Source organism: Streptomyces sp. NBC_01410 (assembly GCF_045040195.1).
Taxonomy (GTDB): Bacteria; Actinomycetota; Actinomycetes; order Streptomycetales; family Streptomycetaceae; genus Streptomyces.
Genome location: NZ_CP109530.1, coordinates 7,039,545 through 7,055,663 on the forward strand (window position 1 = coordinate 7,039,545; position 16,119 = coordinate 7,055,663).

General features: G+C 70.5%; 13 protein-coding genes. 11 read left to right on the forward strand and 2 right to left on the reverse strand.

Going from position 1 to position 16,119, the window contains the following annotated elements; genetic code table 11:
• Positions 1-681: 681 nt before the first annotated feature.
• From OG741_RS32295 to OG741_RS32305, 3 genes are all read left to right on the forward strand, one after another.
• Positions 682-1,095 carry a (2Fe-2S) ferredoxin domain-containing protein gene (locus tag OG741_RS32295; protein WP_405603615.1) on the forward strand — a complete coding sequence of 138 codons (414 nt, stop codon included), beginning with the start codon at positions 682-684 and terminating at the stop codon, positions 1,093-1,095.
• Between the two features lie 149 nt (positions 1,096-1,244).
• Positions 1,245-3,146, forward strand: a complete 1,902-nt coding sequence (locus OG741_RS32300) for a LamG-like jellyroll fold domain-containing protein (RefSeq protein ID WP_405603616.1) — start codon at positions 1,245-1,247, stop codon at positions 3,144-3,146.
• A gap of 35 nt (positions 3,147-3,181) precedes the next feature.
• Positions 3,182-4,855 (forward strand): PHP domain-containing protein, encoded by a 1,674-nt coding sequence (locus tag OG741_RS32305; RefSeq protein ID WP_405603617.1) that lies wholly within the window; start codon positions 3,182-3,184, stop codon positions 4,853-4,855.
• 84 nt (positions 4,856-4,939) lie between these two features.
• Here OG741_RS32305 and fdhD read toward each other — a convergent pair whose 3' ends face one another.
• Complete coding sequence (fdhD, locus tag OG741_RS32310; protein WP_405605874.1) at positions 4,940-5,779, reverse strand: formate dehydrogenase accessory sulfurtransferase FdhD; 840 nt, start codon at positions 5,777-5,779, stop codon at positions 4,940-4,942.
• Positions 5,780-6,058: 279 nt separating this feature from the next.
• Between fdhD and OG741_RS32315 the strand changes: the two genes are divergently transcribed.
• A complete protein-coding gene (locus tag OG741_RS32315) occupies positions 6,059-6,997 on the forward strand; it encodes a beta-ketoacyl-ACP synthase III (RefSeq protein ID WP_266483159.1) in 939 nt (312 codons plus the stop codon).
• Between the two features lie 19 nt (positions 6,998-7,016).
• Entirely contained in the window at positions 7,017-7,493 is a 477-nt protein-coding gene (locus tag OG741_RS32320; RefSeq protein WP_405603618.1) for an NUDIX domain-containing protein, read from the forward strand.
• A gap of 95 nt (positions 7,494-7,588) precedes the next feature.
• On the opposite strand, the gene OG741_RS32325 is transcribed toward OG741_RS32320, so the two are convergent.
• Complete coding sequence (locus OG741_RS32325; RefSeq protein WP_405603619.1) at positions 7,589-8,419, reverse strand: NAD(P)H-binding protein; 831 nt, start codon at positions 8,417-8,419, stop codon at positions 7,589-7,591.
• A gap of 174 nt (positions 8,420-8,593) precedes the next feature.
• On the opposite strand from OG741_RS32325, the gene OG741_RS32330 reads away from it, so the two are divergent.
• The 6 genes from OG741_RS32330 to OG741_RS32355 all read left to right on the forward strand — a co-directional run bounded on the left by OG741_RS32330 (position 8,594) and on the right by OG741_RS32355 (position 15,853).
• Positions 8,594-9,775, forward strand: coding sequence for an ROK family protein (locus tag OG741_RS32330; protein ID WP_405603620.1), 1,182 nt, complete (start codon positions 8,594-8,596; stop codon positions 9,773-9,775).
• An 83-nt stretch (positions 9,776-9,858) separates the two neighbouring features.
• A complete protein-coding gene (locus OG741_RS32335) occupies positions 9,859-11,382 on the forward strand; it encodes a sugar ABC transporter ATP-binding protein (protein ID WP_405603621.1) in 1,524 nt (507 codons plus the stop codon).
• On the forward strand, positions 11,379-12,413 hold the full coding sequence (locus OG741_RS32340) for an ABC transporter permease (protein WP_405603623.1): 1,035 nt from the start codon (positions 11,379-11,381) through the stop codon (positions 12,411-12,413). The genes OG741_RS32335 and OG741_RS32340 overlap by 4 nt, the downstream gene beginning before the upstream one ends.
• A gap of 71 nt (positions 12,414-12,484) precedes the next feature.
• Positions 12,485-13,531, forward strand: a complete 1,047-nt coding sequence (locus OG741_RS32345; RefSeq protein ID WP_405603625.1) for a substrate-binding domain-containing protein — start codon at positions 12,485-12,487, stop codon at positions 13,529-13,531.
• A gap of 45 nt (positions 13,532-13,576) precedes the next feature.
• Positions 13,577-14,839 (forward strand): Gfo/Idh/MocA family protein, encoded by a 1,263-nt coding sequence (locus OG741_RS32350; protein WP_405603626.1) that lies wholly within the window; start codon positions 13,577-13,579, stop codon positions 14,837-14,839.
• Between the two features lie 9 nt (positions 14,840-14,848).
• Positions 14,849-15,853 (forward strand): sugar phosphate isomerase/epimerase family protein, encoded by a 1,005-nt coding sequence (locus OG741_RS32355; protein ID WP_405603628.1) that lies wholly within the window; start codon positions 14,849-14,851, stop codon positions 15,851-15,853.
• The last annotated feature ends 266 nt before the right edge of the window (positions 15,854-16,119 follow it).

Genomic DNA, 16,119 nt, shown 5'->3' on the forward strand with positions numbered 1-16,119 from the left:
CGAGAGCGTCAACGGCCATGGTCAGTCCGTCCCCGAGACGTAGGCTTCGCGCGCCTCGTCCAGCTCCTGGGCGAACTCAGCGGCAATCTTCGCCGCCTGCCTCTCCACGGCGCTCACTATGTCGTCAAGGGTCTGCGCCCCGTACTAACGCTGCTGAGCGCTGCTGCCTGTTTAGTCTCCACACTCTCTGTAGAGAGCAGCGAGTTCCCGTTGTCCCTGCCGGTGATCGGTGCTAGCTCTTCCGTCCCCACACCTACTGTAGGGAGCAAGGAATTCCCGCGCACCTGGGCTGAGCGTTTGACCTGCGACGATGCCGACATGACCCGTGGGGCAAAGCCCCCACACCCCCGAAGCGCCCGCTTCGCGGCGCGAACTGAACGCCTCCCGGCGCGCGACCTCTCGGCGCGGGGGGACCGACAAACGTCACCTCGCAAGGGGGCCGTGGAGCGGGTGGAGTCGGGACGTAGAGCGTGATTTGTGGCGCACGTACGCCCGCGCCCCGCGGCAGACCAGAGACGCGCCGTAAATCATGCAGTCCCGGCTCTACCCCGGAGCGGCCCCCAAACGGCGCCCCCGCGGCGCCGGGCAGCCCCGCGGCCCGCATCACGGACCCGCCCACCCCGCCGCACTGGGCAACCCCCCCCGCCCCAACCCCATCCCCCCGACTGGCAAGATCGCCAGGTGACGACGTACGCGACACGCCCCCACGGCCCTCACCGCCCCCGCCCCTGCACCCTCGTCGTATGCCGCGGGTGCTGCTGTGGCGACCCGCGCAAGAACCCCGGCACCGACCACGACGGGCAGTTGGCCCGGCTGCGCGAGGCCGCCGCGGGCTCCGGTGGGCGGCTGGCCGTCCGTACGAGCGACTGCCTCGGTCCCTGCGGACAGGCGAACGTGATCGTGGTTCAGCCCACCACCGAGGCCCGCCGCCGGGGAGCCCGTGCGGCCTGGATCGGCTGGGCGCTCGACGACGACGCGACGGACGACGTGCTGGAGTGGGTCGCCGCCGGCGGTCCCGGCGTGGCCGAACCCCCCGCCACCCTCGCGCTCCAGATGATCCCGCCGCCCTCCGAGGCCCGTCGCCGGGCCCGCTGACCCACCGTCACAAGCGGGCCGCCGCCTCGTTCACCCAGTCTTCGTCCAGACGTCCCCGCTCCGGCCCCGCCGTGCCCGGCCCCTTCGCCTAGCGTGCTCACCGTTCACCCCGACGAAGGCACCCCGACGAACGCACCGCGGAGACGTCCATGTGCAGTCCCCTCCACCAGCCCGACGGTCCCCTCCCCGCCGCCAGTCGTCGCACGTTCCTGCGTGCCACCGGACTCACGGGCGCCGCCACCGCGGCCGCGGCAGCGGGACTCGCCACCGCCACGCCCGCCGCAGCGGCGCTTCCCCAGCAGAAGTCCGCTGACAACGTTGCCAGTTGGCGTCCCGACCCGGACAGCCAGAGATTCACCTTCGTCGTCATGCCGGACACCCAGTACCTCTTCGACGGCGCCAGTATCCACGCCGCCCCCGTCAAGGCCTCCCTGCGTTACATCCTCGACCACGGCCGCGACGAGAACATCGTCTTCCTCTCCCACCTGGGCGATCTCACCGAGAACGGGCAGCCGGGCGAATTCGGGCCGCTGAGCGAGGCGTTCGAGCTCCTGGACCGGCGCCGTGTCGGCTACAGCGTCGTCGCCGGCAACCACGACATCAAGTCCTCGACCGACGACCAGCGCGGCCGCACCCCCTACCTGGACGCCTTCGGCCCGCAGCGCCTGCGCCGGCTCCCCACCTTCGGCGGCGCCACGCCCGACGGCTACAACACGTACCACCTCTTCCGCGCAGCCGGCCGTGAGTGGCTGGTCCTCGCCCTGGACTGGCGGCCCTCCGCGGCCTCGCTCGCCTGGGCCAGGGGCGTCATCGCCAAGCACCCCAGAACTCCGGTCATCCTCACCACGCACGAGCTCGTGTACGCGGACGAGTACGGCGACGAAGCCGAGTTCTCCGCGCACGGCAAGCACCTGTGGGACGAGCTGATCGCCGAGAACGACCAGATCTTCCTGACCCTCAACGGCCACTACTGGCCCGCTGCCCGCACCACCCGCACCAACGCCGCGGGCAACGACGTACATCTGCACATCACCAACTACCAGAACCGTTACTACGGCGGCAGCGCGATGATCCGCCTCTACCGGTTCGACCTCGCCAGGAACACCATCGACGTCGAGACGATCTCCCCGTGGATCCTCGGCCGCGCGGGTGAGGACCTCAATGAGCTCGAGCGCCGCGAGATAGAACTCACCGGTCCCCAGGACTGCTTCTCCGTCCCCGTCGACTTCGAGAAGCGTTTCGCGGGCTTCGCGCCCGTCCCGCCGCGCGGCCCCCGCCCCGCTGCGAGGATGCTCGTACCCGGCACCGTCGCCTACTGGCGTTTCGACGGCTCCCACCCCGAAGGCTCCCCGGCCGACCCCGCGCTGCGCGTCCCCGACCTGTCGGGTCACGGCAACGACCTCACCCGCGAGCCCGTCCCCGGCTCCCCGGCCGACGCCCTGCGCTGGTCCGCCGGCCACCACCCCGACCAGCCGGGACACGGCAGTCTCTACTTCGACGGCGGCAAGCCCCCGCTGCACGGTGCGTATCTGCGTACCGCCAAGGACGCCCCGCTCAACGCCAAGACCTTCCGCGCCGGTTACACCATCGAGGCCTTCCTCAGGCTCCCCGCCGACTGGGACGCCGGACACCACGCCTGGGGCTCGATCCTCAGCCGCCGCGGCACGCTCGGCGCCGCGGGCAAGACCGCGGGCGACCTGGAAGAGCCCGTCGCCACCCTCTCGCTCTCCGACGGACCGGGCCTCCAGTGGGCGGCCGCGCCACTGAACCAGCCCGGCCTGGTCACCAACTGGAGCCATGAGCTGGAGCGCGAGCGGTGGTGGCACGTCGCCGTCGTCAACGACGCGAAGCACACCACGATGTACGTCGACGGCTGCCAGGTCGCCCGCAACCCCTCCACCGCCACCACCGGACTCGGCACGGTCGGCCTGCCCTGGCTGCTGGGCGGCTACGAGTACGGAGGCACCCTCGACCAGCTGATGCACGGCTGGCTCGGCGACATCAGGATCGTCGAACGCGCCCTGCCCGTACGTGACTTCATGAACGCCTGATCTTTCGCCCCTTCCGCAGGCCAAGGAGAAACACCATGCCGAGACCCATCCAGCCCCTGCCGCGCTGGGCGGACCCCGAGGTTCCCGCCGACTCCCTCGACCCGCAGGGGCTCTCGCGACGCGGACTGCTGCGCAGCGCGGGCCTGTTCGGCGCCGCCTTCGCCGGCGGCGCCCTCCTCGCGCCGACCGCGGCCGAGGCCCACACCCCGTCTCTCGGCGACCCCGCGCTCTCGTATCTCGTCGGCGACCACCATGTGCACTCGGTCTACAGCCATGACGCGAAGTACACCTTCTCCCAGCTCGCGGGCGCGGCATCCCGCTACGGCCTGGACTGGATGGTCCTCACCGAGCACAGCAACATAGGCCACCACAAGGCGGGCGGCGCCCTCGCCGAGCACGAGGAGATCCTCAAGGCCCGTGCCGAGAACAAGCGCATGCTGCTCTTCCAGGGCCTGGAGTGGTACATCCCCGGCGCCGAGCACGCCACCGTCTTCTCCCCGCCCGGCCGCCACGAGGTCGAGCTGCTCACCCGCTTCGAGCAGGCCTACGACGGCAAGCTCCTCGGCTACACCGCCGGCAGCCCCAGCCACCCGGACACCTCTCGCAACGAGGCCCACGCCGTCAAGGCGCTCCAGTGGCTGGAGCAGCAGCGCCGCTGCGGCTACGTCGACGACGTCCTCGTCCTCGCCAACCACCCGCTGCGGCTGGGCATCGACTCCCCGCACGAGATGCGCGCCTGGCGCGACGCAGCCCCCGGCATCATGATCGGCATGGAGGGCGCGCCCGGCGCCCAGGCCGCCGCATCGCCCGGCCGCAACGCCCCGAACAGTATCCGCGGCGACTACGAGAACTCTCCCTCCGAGAACTCCTTCGCCGGCTACCCGCGTGAGGCCTACCGGACCTACGGCGGCTTCGACTGGGCGACCGCGACCGTCGGCGGTCTGTGGGACGCCATGCTCGCCGAGGGCCGGCTCTTCTCGGTCACGTCCAACTCGGACGTACACCGGGTCACCTTCGACACCTGGCGCAACGGGGACTGGCTGCCGGGCCAGAACTTCGACAACACCGGGCGGCTCCCGGACCCGGTCGACACCACCGAGCCGCAGCCCGGCAGCGACTTCTGGCCGGGCCAGTTCAGCCGTACGCACGTGGGTGTGACCCGCTACGGCTACCGGCACGTAATGGCCGGGCTGCGGGCCGGCCGGGTCTGGGTCGACCACGGCCAGCTGCTCGACGGCATCGACGTACGGGTGAACAGGGAGCACGGCATCGGCCGCGGCGTGACTCTGGGCGGCCGGCTGCGGGTACGCCGCGGCGAGAGGATCGTCCTCAACGTCACCGTCACCACCGCCACCCGCCCCAACCACCACGGCGAAGTGCCTCGGCTCGCCCACCTCGACGTGATCCGCGGCGCGGTGTGCGGCCCTGCCGCCGACCGCGACGAGTGGCGCGCACCCGACACCAAGGTCGTGCACACGGCCGATGTCGGGGGCCGCACGGGCCGGTACACGCTGCGCATCCCGCTGGGGAAGGCCGAGGAGTCCTTCTACGTACGGCTGCGCGGCAGCGACGGCAAGCGCAACGGCCCCGGCTTCCTGGGCGCGGCGATCGACCCGCACGGCCCGATTCCGCACGAGCCGGGCAACGGCGACGCGTGGGCGGACACCTGGTGCTACACCAACCCGGCCTTCGTGGACGTCGTCCGCTGACGAAGAGCACACGGAGGGACCCGGCCGGCGCAGGGGATCGCTCCCCGCCGGCCGGGTCCTTGTCCCGGCCGGCGCGGGGGCGCTTCAGACCCCGGTGCCCAGGGCGATGCGCTCGTCGCCCGCGTAGACGTTCATATTGGCGCCGCGCAGAAAGCCGACCAGGGTCAGACCCGTTTCGGCGGCCAGGTCGACGGCGAGCGAGGATGGCGCGGAGACCGCGGCCAGCACCGGGATCCCGGCCATGACCGCCTTCTGCGCCAGCTCGAACGACGCGCGCCCCGAGACCAGAAGGATCATCCGGGACAGCGGCAGCCGGCCGTCCCGCAGGGCCCGGCCGACGAGCTTGTCGACGGCGTTGTGGCGGCCGACGTCCTCCCGTATGTCGAGCAGCTCGCCCTCCTCGGAGAAGAGCGCCGCCGCGTGCAGACCGCCGGTCCGGTCGAAGACCCGCTGTGCCGCCCGCAGCCGGTCGGGGAGGGCGGCGAGCAGCGAGGGCTCGACGCGGACCAGGGGTGTGTCGGCGATCGGGAAGCGGGCGGTGGTGCGTACGGCGTCGAGGCTGGCCTTGCCGCACAGACCGCAGGAGGACGTGGTGTAGACGTTGCGCTCAAGGGTGATGTCTGGCACGGGCACACCTGGCGCGAGCTGCACGTCCACCACGTTGTAGGTGTTGGTGCCGTCGGCCGTGGCCCCGGCGCAGTACACGATCGACCGCAGCTCGTCCGCGGACCCGAGCACACCCTCGCTGACCAGGAAGCCCGCCGCGAGTGCGAAGTCGTCGCCCGGGGTGCGCATGGTGATCGCGAGCGGTTTGCCGTTGAGGCGGATCTCCAGGGGCTCCTCGGCCACGAGGGTGTCCGGGCGGGACGAGACGGCGCCGTCCCTGATGCGGATGGTGCGGCGGCGCTCGGTGACCCGTCCCATGGCGATCAATTCCGATTCTGTACGGTCGTGCGGCGAGGTGACCTGGACGATCTCATTCTCCTGCACCAGCAGGGTGACGTTGGAGCCCACCGAGGGAGATCGGGTTGAATCGACAGAATATTGTGTACGGCATGCCTTTCGTCCCGGTATGGCGACTCAGCACCCTTCGGGAAGCTCCAAATTCCGGCCCCCGAATCCTGTGGGATCACATGCCGTCGTACCGGGTGGTAGCCGCCAAGACTGGGTAATTCCACTGTCCGCACCCAGGGGGAACCGCCCATGACCGGCTCACGCATCGTCGCGCTCGGCCACTACCAGCCCGCAAAGGTGCTCACCAACGCCGACCTGGCGGAGATGGTGGACACCAGCGACGAGTGGATCCGCAGCCGCGTCGGGATCGAGACCCGGCATGTGGCAGGACCCGACGAGCCGGTCGACGAGCTGGCCGCGCACGCCGCCGCCAAGGCGCTCGCCTCCGCCGGTCTCACGCCGGCCGACATCGATCTCGTACTGGTCGCCACCTCCACCGCGATCGACCGCTCGCCCAACACGGCCGCCCGCGTCGCGGCCCGTCTCGGCATGGGCTCGCCCGCCGTCATGGACCTCAATGTCGTCTGCGCCGGCTTCACCCACGCGCTCGCCACGGCCGACCACGCCGTACGGGCCGGAGCCGCCGCCCGCGCGCTCGTCATCGGCGCCGACAAGATGGCGGACATCGTCGACTGGAGCGACCGCTCCACCTGCGTACTCGTCGGCGACGGCGCGGGCGCGGCCGTCATCGAGGCGAGCGCGGAACCGGAGATCGGCCCGGTGCTGTGGGGCTCGGTCCCCGAGATGGGCCATGCCGTACGGATCGAGGGCACGCCGCCCCGCTTCGCCCAGGAGGGCCAGTCCGTCTACCGCTGGGCCACCACCCAGCTCCCGCCCATCGCCCGCAAGGTCTGCGAGCGGGCGGGCGTCACCCCCGAGGAACTGGCCGCGGTCGTCCTCCACCAGGCGAACCTGCGGATCATCGAGCCCGTCGCCCACAAGATCGGTGCGGTCAACGCCGTGATCGCCCGCGATGTGGTGGAGTCCGGCAACACCTCGGCCGCCTCGATCCCCATGGCCTTCTCCAAACTCGTCGAGCGCGGCGAGATCCGTTCGGGCGACCCGGTGCTGCTCTTCGGCTTCGGCGGCAACCTCTCGTACGCGGGTCAGGTCATCCGCTGCCCCTGAGCCGGGCACACTGAACGGCATGGTGGCGAAACGAAGCGCGGGCCTGCTGCTGTACCGCAGGCGGAGTCCGGACATCGAGGTGCTCCTCGGCCATATGGGAGGGCCGTTCTGGGAGGGGCGGGACACCGCGGCCTGGTCCGTGCCGAAGGGGGAGTACACCCCGGAGGAGGAGCCGATGGCTGCCGCCCGGCGGGAGTTCGAGGAGGAACTGGGCATGGCGCCGCCCGAGGGCGACTGGCAGCCGCTCGGTGATGCCCGCCAGACCAGCGGGAAGATCGTCACCGCATGGGCGCTGGAGGGCGACCTCGACACGGACCTCGTGGTGCCGGGGACCTTCACCATGGAGTGGCCGCGCGGTTCGGGCCGTATGCAGGAGTTCCCCGAGATCGACCGGGCCGAGTGGTTCGGCCTGGACGAGGCCAGGGAGAAGCTGGTGACGGGGCAGCGGGTCTTCATCGACCGGCTGGAGGAGCTTGTCAGCCTGTCCGGCGTTTGAGGACATGCGGCCGGAGGTCGCATACGGGGTCTGGGGGCTTGCCCCCAGTTCGGGAAGGGGAGTGGGGAACAGCCCCGCGCAGCGGAACCTCCCGACTACCCGAACGCCCCCGCATGCGCCTCCGCCCACGCCCGGAACGTCCCCGGCTCCCGCCCCGTCACCTCCCGCACCGTCCCCATCACCCGCGACTCGTCCAGCGCCCCCGCCGAGTAGAAGCTGAAGAACGCGTCGACGTACTGCTCCGGCATCGCCGCGCTCATCTCCGCCCGGGCCTCGTCGTCCGACTGCCCCTCGAAGCGCAGCTGACGGCCGAGCACCTCGCCCAGAATCCGCACCCGGTCCGCCGGAAGCAGTGATTCGGGCCCGGACAGCGCGTACACGCGGCCCTCGTGGTCGCTGGTCCGCAGTGCCGCCGCCGCGACCGCCGCGATGTCGGACGGGTCGATGTTCGCGATGCGTACGCCCGCCCACGGCGCGCGCACCACATCCCCCGCGCGCAACTGGGGTGCCCACTCAAGCGTGTTGGTCATGAAGGCGCTCGGCCGCAGGAAGGTCCAGGGCAGCCCGGACTCCCGTACCGCGGTCTCGGACGCAACCATGTAGCGGGAGATGGCATTGTCGAGGTCGCTGCTTCCGGCGGAGCTGCCCGACAGCAGCACCACGCGTTCGGCCCCGGCCGCCCGGATCTCGGCCAGCGTCGTGGGCATGTCCGCGTAGCCCGGCATCAGGAAGACCGCTCGTACTCCGGCCAGGGCGGGGAGCAGCGACTTCGGGTCGTTGAGATCGCCCGCCGCGGCCTCCGCGCCCGGCGGGAGCTTCGAGGGGTCACCGCCGCGGCTGAGGCCGCGCACCGGTTCGCCCGCCTCGGCGAGCCGGCGGACCAGCGCCGATCCCACGTTCCCCGTGGCACCTGTCACCAGGATCATGCGATTCCCTTCTCGCAGCTTCTCGAAGACCTCGATCAGATCTTTGTCCCGAGTGTGGAGAAAGTTGTAGCAGAACCCTGCGCAAGTTCTTCCCAGTTGGAGAAAGCGCTGCTACGTTCCCCTCGAAAGAAGGACGGCCGCGGCCGAAAAGGCGGGGAGGGGCACGTGAGACGCATGACCGCTCGACCCGCGAACGCGCATCAGGCGCGGCTGCTCCGGCTGTTGCGCGACGGCGGGCCCAACTCCCGTGCCCAGCTGGGCGACCAGGTGGATCTGTCGCGTTCCAAGCTCGCCGTCGAGGTCGACCGGCTGCTCGAGACGGGGCTCGTCGTCGCCGACGGCCTCGCCGCCTCCCGCGGCGGGCGTCGCTCCCACAACATCCGGCTCGCCCCCGCGCTGCGCTTCCTCGGTGTCGACATCGGCGCCACCTCCATCGACGTGGCCGTCACCAACGCCGAGCTCGAAGTGCTCGGCCACCTCAACCACCCCATGGATGTCCGCGAGGGCCCGGTCGCCGTCTTCGAGCAGGTGCTGTCGATGGCGGCGAAGCTCAAAGCCTCCGGACTCGCCGAGGGCTTCGACGGCGCGGGCATCGGCGTCCCCGGTCCGGTCCGTTTCCCCGAAGGCGTGCCGGTCGCTCCGCCGATCATGCCCGGCTGGGACGGCTTCCCCGTACGCGAGGCGCTCAGCCAGGACCTCGGCTGCCCGGTCATGGTCGACAACGATGTGAACCTGATGGCGATGGGGGAGCAGCACGCGGGCGTCGCACGCTCCGTGGGTGACTTCCTCTGCGTCAAGATCGGCACGGGCATCGGCTGCGGCATCGTCGTCGGCGGTGAGGTCTACCGCGGTACGACGGGCAGCGCCGGCGACATCGGCCATATCCAGGTCGAACCGGACGGCCGTGCCTGCGCCTGCGGGAACAAGGGCTGCCTGGAGGCCCACTTCAGCGGTGCCGCGCTCGCCCGCGACGCCGAGGAAGCGGCTCGCACCGGCCGGTCGGAGGAACTTGCAGCCAGGCTGGAGACGGCGGGCCGGCTCACGGCGATCGATGTCGCGGCGGCCGCGGCCGCGGGCGACGCCACCTCGCTCGCACTCATCCGTGAGGGCGGCAACCGCGTCGGCCAGGTCATCGCCGGACTGGTCAGTTTCTTCAACCCGGGGCTCGTGGTGATCGGCGGCGGGGTGACCGGCCTCGGCCACACGCTGCTGGCGAGCGTACGCACCCAGGTCTACCGCCAGTCGCTGCCGCTGGCGACCGGCAATCTGCCCATCGTGCTGGGCGAGTTGGGCCCGACCGCCGGAGTGATCGGCGCGGCCCGGCTCATCAGCGACCACCTGTTCTCGCCGGCCTGATTCACCGGGCCGGTACGTACGACCGCACGTGCACTGGAACCGCCCTGCCCGCTCACCGGCCGCACCCGCCGAGGGGATTCGTCATGGCACCAGAACCGCCCCTGCTCACCATGTCCGGCATCACCAAGTCGTTCCCCGGCGTCCGCGCGCTCGACGGAGTGGACCTGGCGGTCCAGGCCGGCGAGGTCCACTGCCTCCTCGGCCAGAACGGCGCCGGCAAATCCACCCTCATCAAGGTGCTCGCCGGAGCCCATCAGCCCGACGGCGGAGAGATCACCTGGCGCGGCGAGGGGGTCTCCCTCAAGTCGCCCATCGCCGCCATGCGGCTCGGTATCGCCACCATCTACCAGGAGCTCGATCTCGTCGAAGGGCTCTCCGTCGCCGAGAACGTCTTCCTCGGACACGAGCCGGCCTCCGCCGGTTTTGTCGTACGAGGCACAGAGGCCCGGGCCGCAACTGCCGCCATTCTCAAGCGACTTGGCCACCCCGAGATCGACCCGGGCCGTCATGTCGGCGACCTCTCGGCCGCCCAGCAGCAGATCGTCTCCATGGCCCGGGCGCTCTCCCACGACGTACGCCTCATCGTGATGGACGAGCCGTCCGCCGCCCTCGACCCCGACGAGGTCGACAACCTCTTCCGTATCGTGGGCGATCTGACCGCCGACGGGGTCGCCGTCGTCTACATCTCCCACCGCCTCGAAGAGATCCGTCGCATCGGCGACCGGGTGACGGTCCTCAAGGACGGCCGGGCCGTCGCCGTCGGACTGCCCGCGAGGGACACCCCCACCCGCGACATCGTTGCCATGATGACCGGCCGGAACGTCGCATACGTCTTCCCCGACCGCCCCCACGCCGCACACGCGGCGGACCGGCGGCCGGTCCTGACGGTCGAAGGTCTCGCCAGGAAAGGGGAGTTCGCGCCCGTCGACCTCGAACTGCGCCCCGGCGAGATCGTCGGGCTCGCCGGACTCGTGGGCTCCGGGCGCTCCGAGATCCTGGAGACGATCTACGGCGCCCGCAAAGCCAGCGCCGGACGTGTCCTCGTCGACGGCAGCCCGCTGCGCCCCGGCAGCGTACGCGCCGCCGTACGCGCCGGAATCGGCCTCGCCCCCGAGGAGCGCAAGGCGCAGGGCCTGCTGATGCTGGAGTCCGTCACCCGCAACGTCTCCGTCTCCTCCCTCTCCCGCTTCTCCCGCGGCGGCTGGCTCGACCGCCGCGCCGAACGGGCAGCGGCACAGCAGGCGACCAGGGAGCTCTCCCTGCGCCCCGACAACCCCGACGCCCGCATCCGCACCCTCTCCGGCGGCAACCAGCAAAAGGCCGTGCTGGCCCGCTGGCTGCTGCGCGGCTGCCGGGTGCTGCTGCTCGACGAGCCCACCCGCGGCGTCGACGTCGGCGCGCGCGCCGAACTGTATGCCGTGATCCGTCGGCTGGCCGACGAAGGGCTCGCCGTACTTCTCGTATCCAGCGAGGTGCCCGAAGTCCTGGGCCTCGCCGACCGGGTGCTGGTGCTCCGCGAGGGCAGCGTCGTGCACCGGGCCGACGCCCGGGAGCTGGACGAGCACCGCGTACTCGACCTTGTGATGGAAGGGAGCCCGACGGCATGACGCAGCCAGCCTCTCCGGCGCGGCAGGACGCGCCGATACCCACCGCCAAGTCCGCACCCGCAGGCGGGGGTTGGCGTCGACCGCTGGGACTGCGCGCGGATGTCCGCAATCTCTCGCTGCTCGGCGTCCTCGCCGTACTGATCGCCGTCGGCGGCATCACCAAGCCCGACGAATTCCTCGCCACCAGCAATCTTCAGCTCGTCCTCACCCAGGCGTCCATCATCGGCGTCGTCACCGTCGGCATGACCTTTGTGATCACGAGCGGCGGCATCGATCTGTCGGTCGGCGCGATCGTGGCACTCGCCTCCGTGTGGGCGACGACGGTGGCGACGCAGGAGTACGGCTTCGCCGGCATCCTCTTCACCGCCGTGATCGTCGGTCTGGGCTGCGGTCTGGTGAACGGTCTGCTCATCGCGTACGGCGGGATGGTGCCGTTCATCGCGACCCTCGCGATGCTCGCCTCGGCGCGCGGTCTGGCCTTGCAGATCACCGACGGCAAGACGCAGATGGTCACCGTCAACTCCGTGCTGGACCTCGGTATCAAGGACGCGTACATCCTCGGCATCCCGCCGCTCGTGCTCGTCTTCGCGGCCGTCACGGTCGTCGGCTGGCTGCTGCTGAACCGCACCACCTTCGGGCGGCGGACCGTCGCCGTCGGCGGCAACGCGGAGGCCGCGCGCCTCGCCGGTATCGACGTACGCCGCCAGCGGCTCTACCTCTATCTGCTCTCCGGACTGTGCTGCGGCATCGCCGCGTTCATGCTGATCGTCCTGGCCGGTTCGGGACAGAACACCAACGGCAATCTCTACGAACTCGACGCCATCGCCGCGGCGATCATCGGCGGCACGCTGCTCAGCGGCGGCCGGGGCACCATCGTCGGCTCGGTGCTCGGCGTCCTCGTCTTCACCACGATCACCAACATCTTCGCCCTCAACAATCTGGAGAGCGCCGTCCAGCAGATCGCGAAGGGCGCGATCATCGTCGCCGCCGTTCTCGTGCAGCACCGCACCCTGCGCGGCGCCGAACACTGACCGCCCGTCACACCCCTTCCCACTCCGCCTCCCCCATCTGTCGCACCGCCCAGCCGAAGGGTTGATCCGTCATGCCAGAAATCCCAGCCACCAGCCGCAGAGGACTGCTCTTCGGCACGGCCGCCGTCTCCGCCGGCGCGCTGCTGACCGCCTGCACCAGCAATGAGCCCAAGAAGTCGGAGACGGCAACCAACAACGTGCCCGCGGCCGACGACAAGCCGGGCAAGGCCGTCACCATCGGCTTCGCCGGACCGCAGGCCGACCACGGCTGGCTCAACGCGATCAACGAGAACGCGAAGTCGCGTGCCAAGAAGTACTCCGAAGTGACGCTGGAAATCACCGAGGGCTCCAACGACACCGCCGCCCAGATCGGCCAGGTCCAGACGCTGATCAACAAGAAGGTCGACGTCCTCGTCATCCTCCCCGCCGACGGCAAGGCCCTCACCCAGGTCGGCCTCCAGGCCATGAAAGCCGGCATCCCCGTCATCAACCTGGACCGGATCTTCGCCTCCCCGCAGGCGTACCGCTGCTGGATCGGCGGCGACAACTACGGCATGGGCCTCAACGCCGGCAACTACATCGGCGAGCAGCTCAAGGACAAGCCGAACGCCAAGGTCGTCGAGCTGGCCGGACTCGACAATCTGGAGCTCACCAAGCAGCGCACCCAGGGCTTCGACGACGCCCTGAAGAACTACCCCAACATCAAGAAGGTGGCCCGCCAGGCGGCCGACTTCACCGTCGAGTCCGGCCAGGCGAAGATGGCACAACTCCTTCAGGCCCAGAGTCAGTTCGACGCACTGTGGAATCACGACGACGACCAGGGTGTGGGGGCGCTGCGGGCCATCGCACAGGCGGGCCGCAAGGACTTCCTCATGGTCGGGGGCGCCGGAGCCAAGTCCGCGATGGACGCCATCAAGGCCGACAACAGCGTCCTGAAGGCCACCGTCCTCTATCCGCCGACCATGGCCGCGTCCGCCATCGACCTCGCCCGCGCGCTCGGCCAGGCCAAGGGCGTCAGCGGAATGTCGGAACTGGAGATCCCCGCCTCGATCACCCTGTACTCCGCCGTCGTGACCAAGGAGAACGTCGAGGAGTACCTGCCCACGGGGTTCAGCTGACCGGCCTGCCCGCCCCCACCGAGCAACCGACGAGGAGGAACCCGTATGGAACAGAGGGACAGTGAGGCCGCAGCGACAGTCGGTCCGCCGGCGCAGGACCTGGGCGTCGGCATGGTCGGATACGCGTTCATGGGCGCCGCCCACTCACAGGGGTGGCGCACCGCCGGACGCGTCTTCGACCTGCCTCTGCGGCCGGTCCTCGCCGCGATCGGCGGCCGTGACGCGGCGGCCGTGCGGGCCGCCGCTGACAGACACGGCTGGGCGGCGGCGGAGACCGACTGGCGCGACCTCGTGACCCGCGACGATGTGCAGCTGGTCGACATCTGCACGCCGGGGGACAGCCATGCGGAGATCGCCGTCGCGGCCCTGGAGGCGGGCAAGCACGTCCTGTGCGAGAAGCCGCTGGCCAATTCGGTCGCCGAGGCCGAGGCGATGGTCGCGGCGGCCGAAGCGGCCAGGGAGCGCGGTCAGTTGGCGATGGTCGGCTTCAACTACCGGCGGGTGCCCGCGATCGCGTACGCCCGCCGGCTGATCGCCGACGGCAGGCTCGGCACCCTGCGGCATGTGCGGTTCACCTATCTCCAGGACTGGCTGGTCGACCCGGAGTTCCCCCTCACCTGGCGGCTCCGGCGCGAGCAGGCGGGCTCCGGTGCGCTCGGCGATCTGGGCGCGCACATCGTGGACCTCGCGCAGTATCTGGCGGGGGAGCCGCTGGTGGGCGTCTCGGCGCTCGCGGAGACCTTCGTACGGGAACGCCCGCTGCTCGCGGGGGCGTCGGCCGGCCTTTCCGCGGCGGGCGGTCCTTCCGTGACTTCTTCCGCGGCGGGCGGGGCCGAGCGCGGGCCGGTCACCGTGGATGACGCGGCGGTGTTCACCGGGCGCCTCGCTTCGGGGGCCCTGGCCTCCTTCGAGGCCACGCGGATGGCGTCGGGACGCAAGAACGCCCTGCGACTGGAGATCAACGGCGAGCTCGGCTCGCTCGCCTTCGACCTGGAGCGGCTGAACGAGCTGTTCTTCCACGACCACACCGAGCCCGCCGCGTCATCCGGCTTCAAGCGCATCCTGGTCACCGAGCCGGAGCATCCGTATCTGGCGGCGTGGTGGCCGCCAGGCCACGCGCTCGGATACGAGCACACCTTCGCCCACCAGGCCCGCGATCTGGTCGAGGCGATCGCGGCGGGCACCGATCCGGCGCCGTCGTTCGCGGACGGGCTGCAGGTGCAGCGGGTGCTCGCGGCGGTGGAGGAGAGCGCCGAGAAGAACGCCGTCTACACCCCCGTACCGACATCCGTGCAGACACAGGCCTAGGAGGTCCGCATGCCCCGCCCGTTCACGCTCTTCACCGGCCAGTGGGCAGATCTGCCGCTGGAGGAGGTCTGCCGGCTCGCCCGCGACTTCGGCTACGACGGCCTCGAACTCGCCTGCTGGGGCGACCACTTCGAGGTCGACAAGGCGCTCGCCGACCCCTCGTATCTCGACGGGCGCCACGCGCTTCTGGAGAAGTACGGCCTCACCTGCTGGGCGATCTCCAACCATCTGGTCGGTCAGGCGGTCTGCGACCGCATCATCGACGAACGCCACCAGGCCATCCTGCCCGCCCGTATCTGGGGCGACGGCGAGGCCGAAGGCGTACGGCAACGGGCTGCGGCCGAGATCAAGGACACCGCGCGGGCCGCGGCCGCGTTCGGGGTGCGTACCGTCATCGGTTTCACCGGCTCCTCGATATGGCATCTGGTGGCGATGTTCCCGCCGGTGCCCGAGCGGATGATCGAGCGGGGATACGAGGACTTCGCCGAGCGCTGGAACCCGATACTGGACGTCTTCGACGCGGAGGGTGTCCGTTTCGCACACGAGGTGCACCCCGGCGAGATCGCGTACGACTACTGGACCACCCAGCGGGCTCTGGAGGCCGTCGGCAACCGGCCTGCCTTCGGGCTCAACTTCGACCCGAGCCACTTCGTCTGGCAGGATCTGGACCCGGTCGGATTCCTGTACGACTTCCGGGACCGGATCTACCACGTCGACTGCAAGGAGGCGCGCAAGCGTCTCGACGGCCGCAACGGCAGGCTCGGCTCCCATCTGCCGTGGGGAGACCCGCGGCGCGGCTGGGACTTCGTCTCGGCCGGCCACGGTGACGTCCCCTGGGAGGACGTCTTCCGGATGCTCCGCTCGATCGGCTACGACGGTCCGATCTCGGTGGAGTGGGAGGACGCCGGTATGGACCGCCTGACGGGTGCTCCACAAGCGCTTGCCGGCCTGAAGCGCTTTGATTTCGATCCGCCCACCGCGTCCTTCGATGCGGCATTCGGAGGCAACGACTAACGCTGTCAGGCGCATTGCCGCAGCTCCACGCCCGGCGGCGGATCCGCCGCCGGGCAGGTCCCAGTTGCCCGGGTCCGTCTTTGTCCTGCGGTAGGAAGAAGTTGAACTTCCCTACTGCATAAGGGCTTTCCGTCCCGGACGAACCCGACTACGGTCCATGAGGTGTACAGGACAAAGGTGGTCCCCGGTGTGACGGCGCACTCCGGTTCCACGGACGGCCCCGCCCCGCGCATCAGGGCAGGGCACTGCCAGCCCGTTCGACCGGC

What these genes read in the sequence shown, in the direction of transcription:
- OG741_RS32330 (WP_405603620.1), top strand. Translation starts at nt 8,594, where the DNA reads ATGACCGCTCGACCCGCGAACGCGCATCAGGCGCGGCTGCTCCGGCTG.
- OG741_RS32340 (WP_405603623.1), top strand. Translation starts at nt 11,379, where the DNA reads ATGACGCAGCCAGCCTCTCCGGCGCGGCAGGACGCGCCGATACCCACC.
- OG741_RS32300 (WP_405603616.1), top strand. Translation starts at nt 1,245, where the DNA reads ATGTGCAGTCCCCTCCACCAGCCCGACGGTCCCCTCCCCGCCGCCAGT.
- OG741_RS32325 (WP_405603619.1), bottom strand. Translation starts at nt 8,419, where the DNA reads ATGATCCTGGTGACAGGTGCCACGGGGAACGTGGGATCGGCGCTGGTC.
- fdhD (WP_405605874.1), bottom strand. Translation starts at nt 5,779, where the DNA reads ATGGGACGGGTCACCGAGCGCCGCCGCACCATCCGCATCAGGGACGGC.
- OG741_RS32305 (WP_405603617.1), top strand. Translation starts at nt 3,182, where the DNA reads ATGCCGAGACCCATCCAGCCCCTGCCGCGCTGGGCGGACCCCGAGGTT.
- OG741_RS32335 (WP_405603621.1), top strand. Translation starts at nt 9,859, where the DNA reads ATGGCACCAGAACCGCCCCTGCTCACCATGTCCGGCATCACCAAGTCG.
- OG741_RS32315 (WP_266483159.1), top strand. Translation starts at nt 6,059, where the DNA reads ATGACCGGCTCACGCATCGTCGCGCTCGGCCACTACCAGCCCGCAAAG.
- OG741_RS32320 (WP_405603618.1), top strand. Translation starts at nt 7,017, where the DNA reads ATGGTGGCGAAACGAAGCGCGGGCCTGCTGCTGTACCGCAGGCGGAGT.
- OG741_RS32350 (WP_405603626.1), top strand. Translation starts at nt 13,577, where the DNA reads ATGGAACAGAGGGACAGTGAGGCCGCAGCGACAGTCGGTCCGCCGGCG.
- OG741_RS32355 (WP_405603628.1), top strand. Translation starts at nt 14,849, where the DNA reads ATGCCCCGCCCGTTCACGCTCTTCACCGGCCAGTGGGCAGATCTGCCG.
- OG741_RS32345 (WP_405603625.1), top strand. Translation starts at nt 12,485, where the DNA reads ATGCCAGAAATCCCAGCCACCAGCCGCAGAGGACTGCTCTTCGGCACG.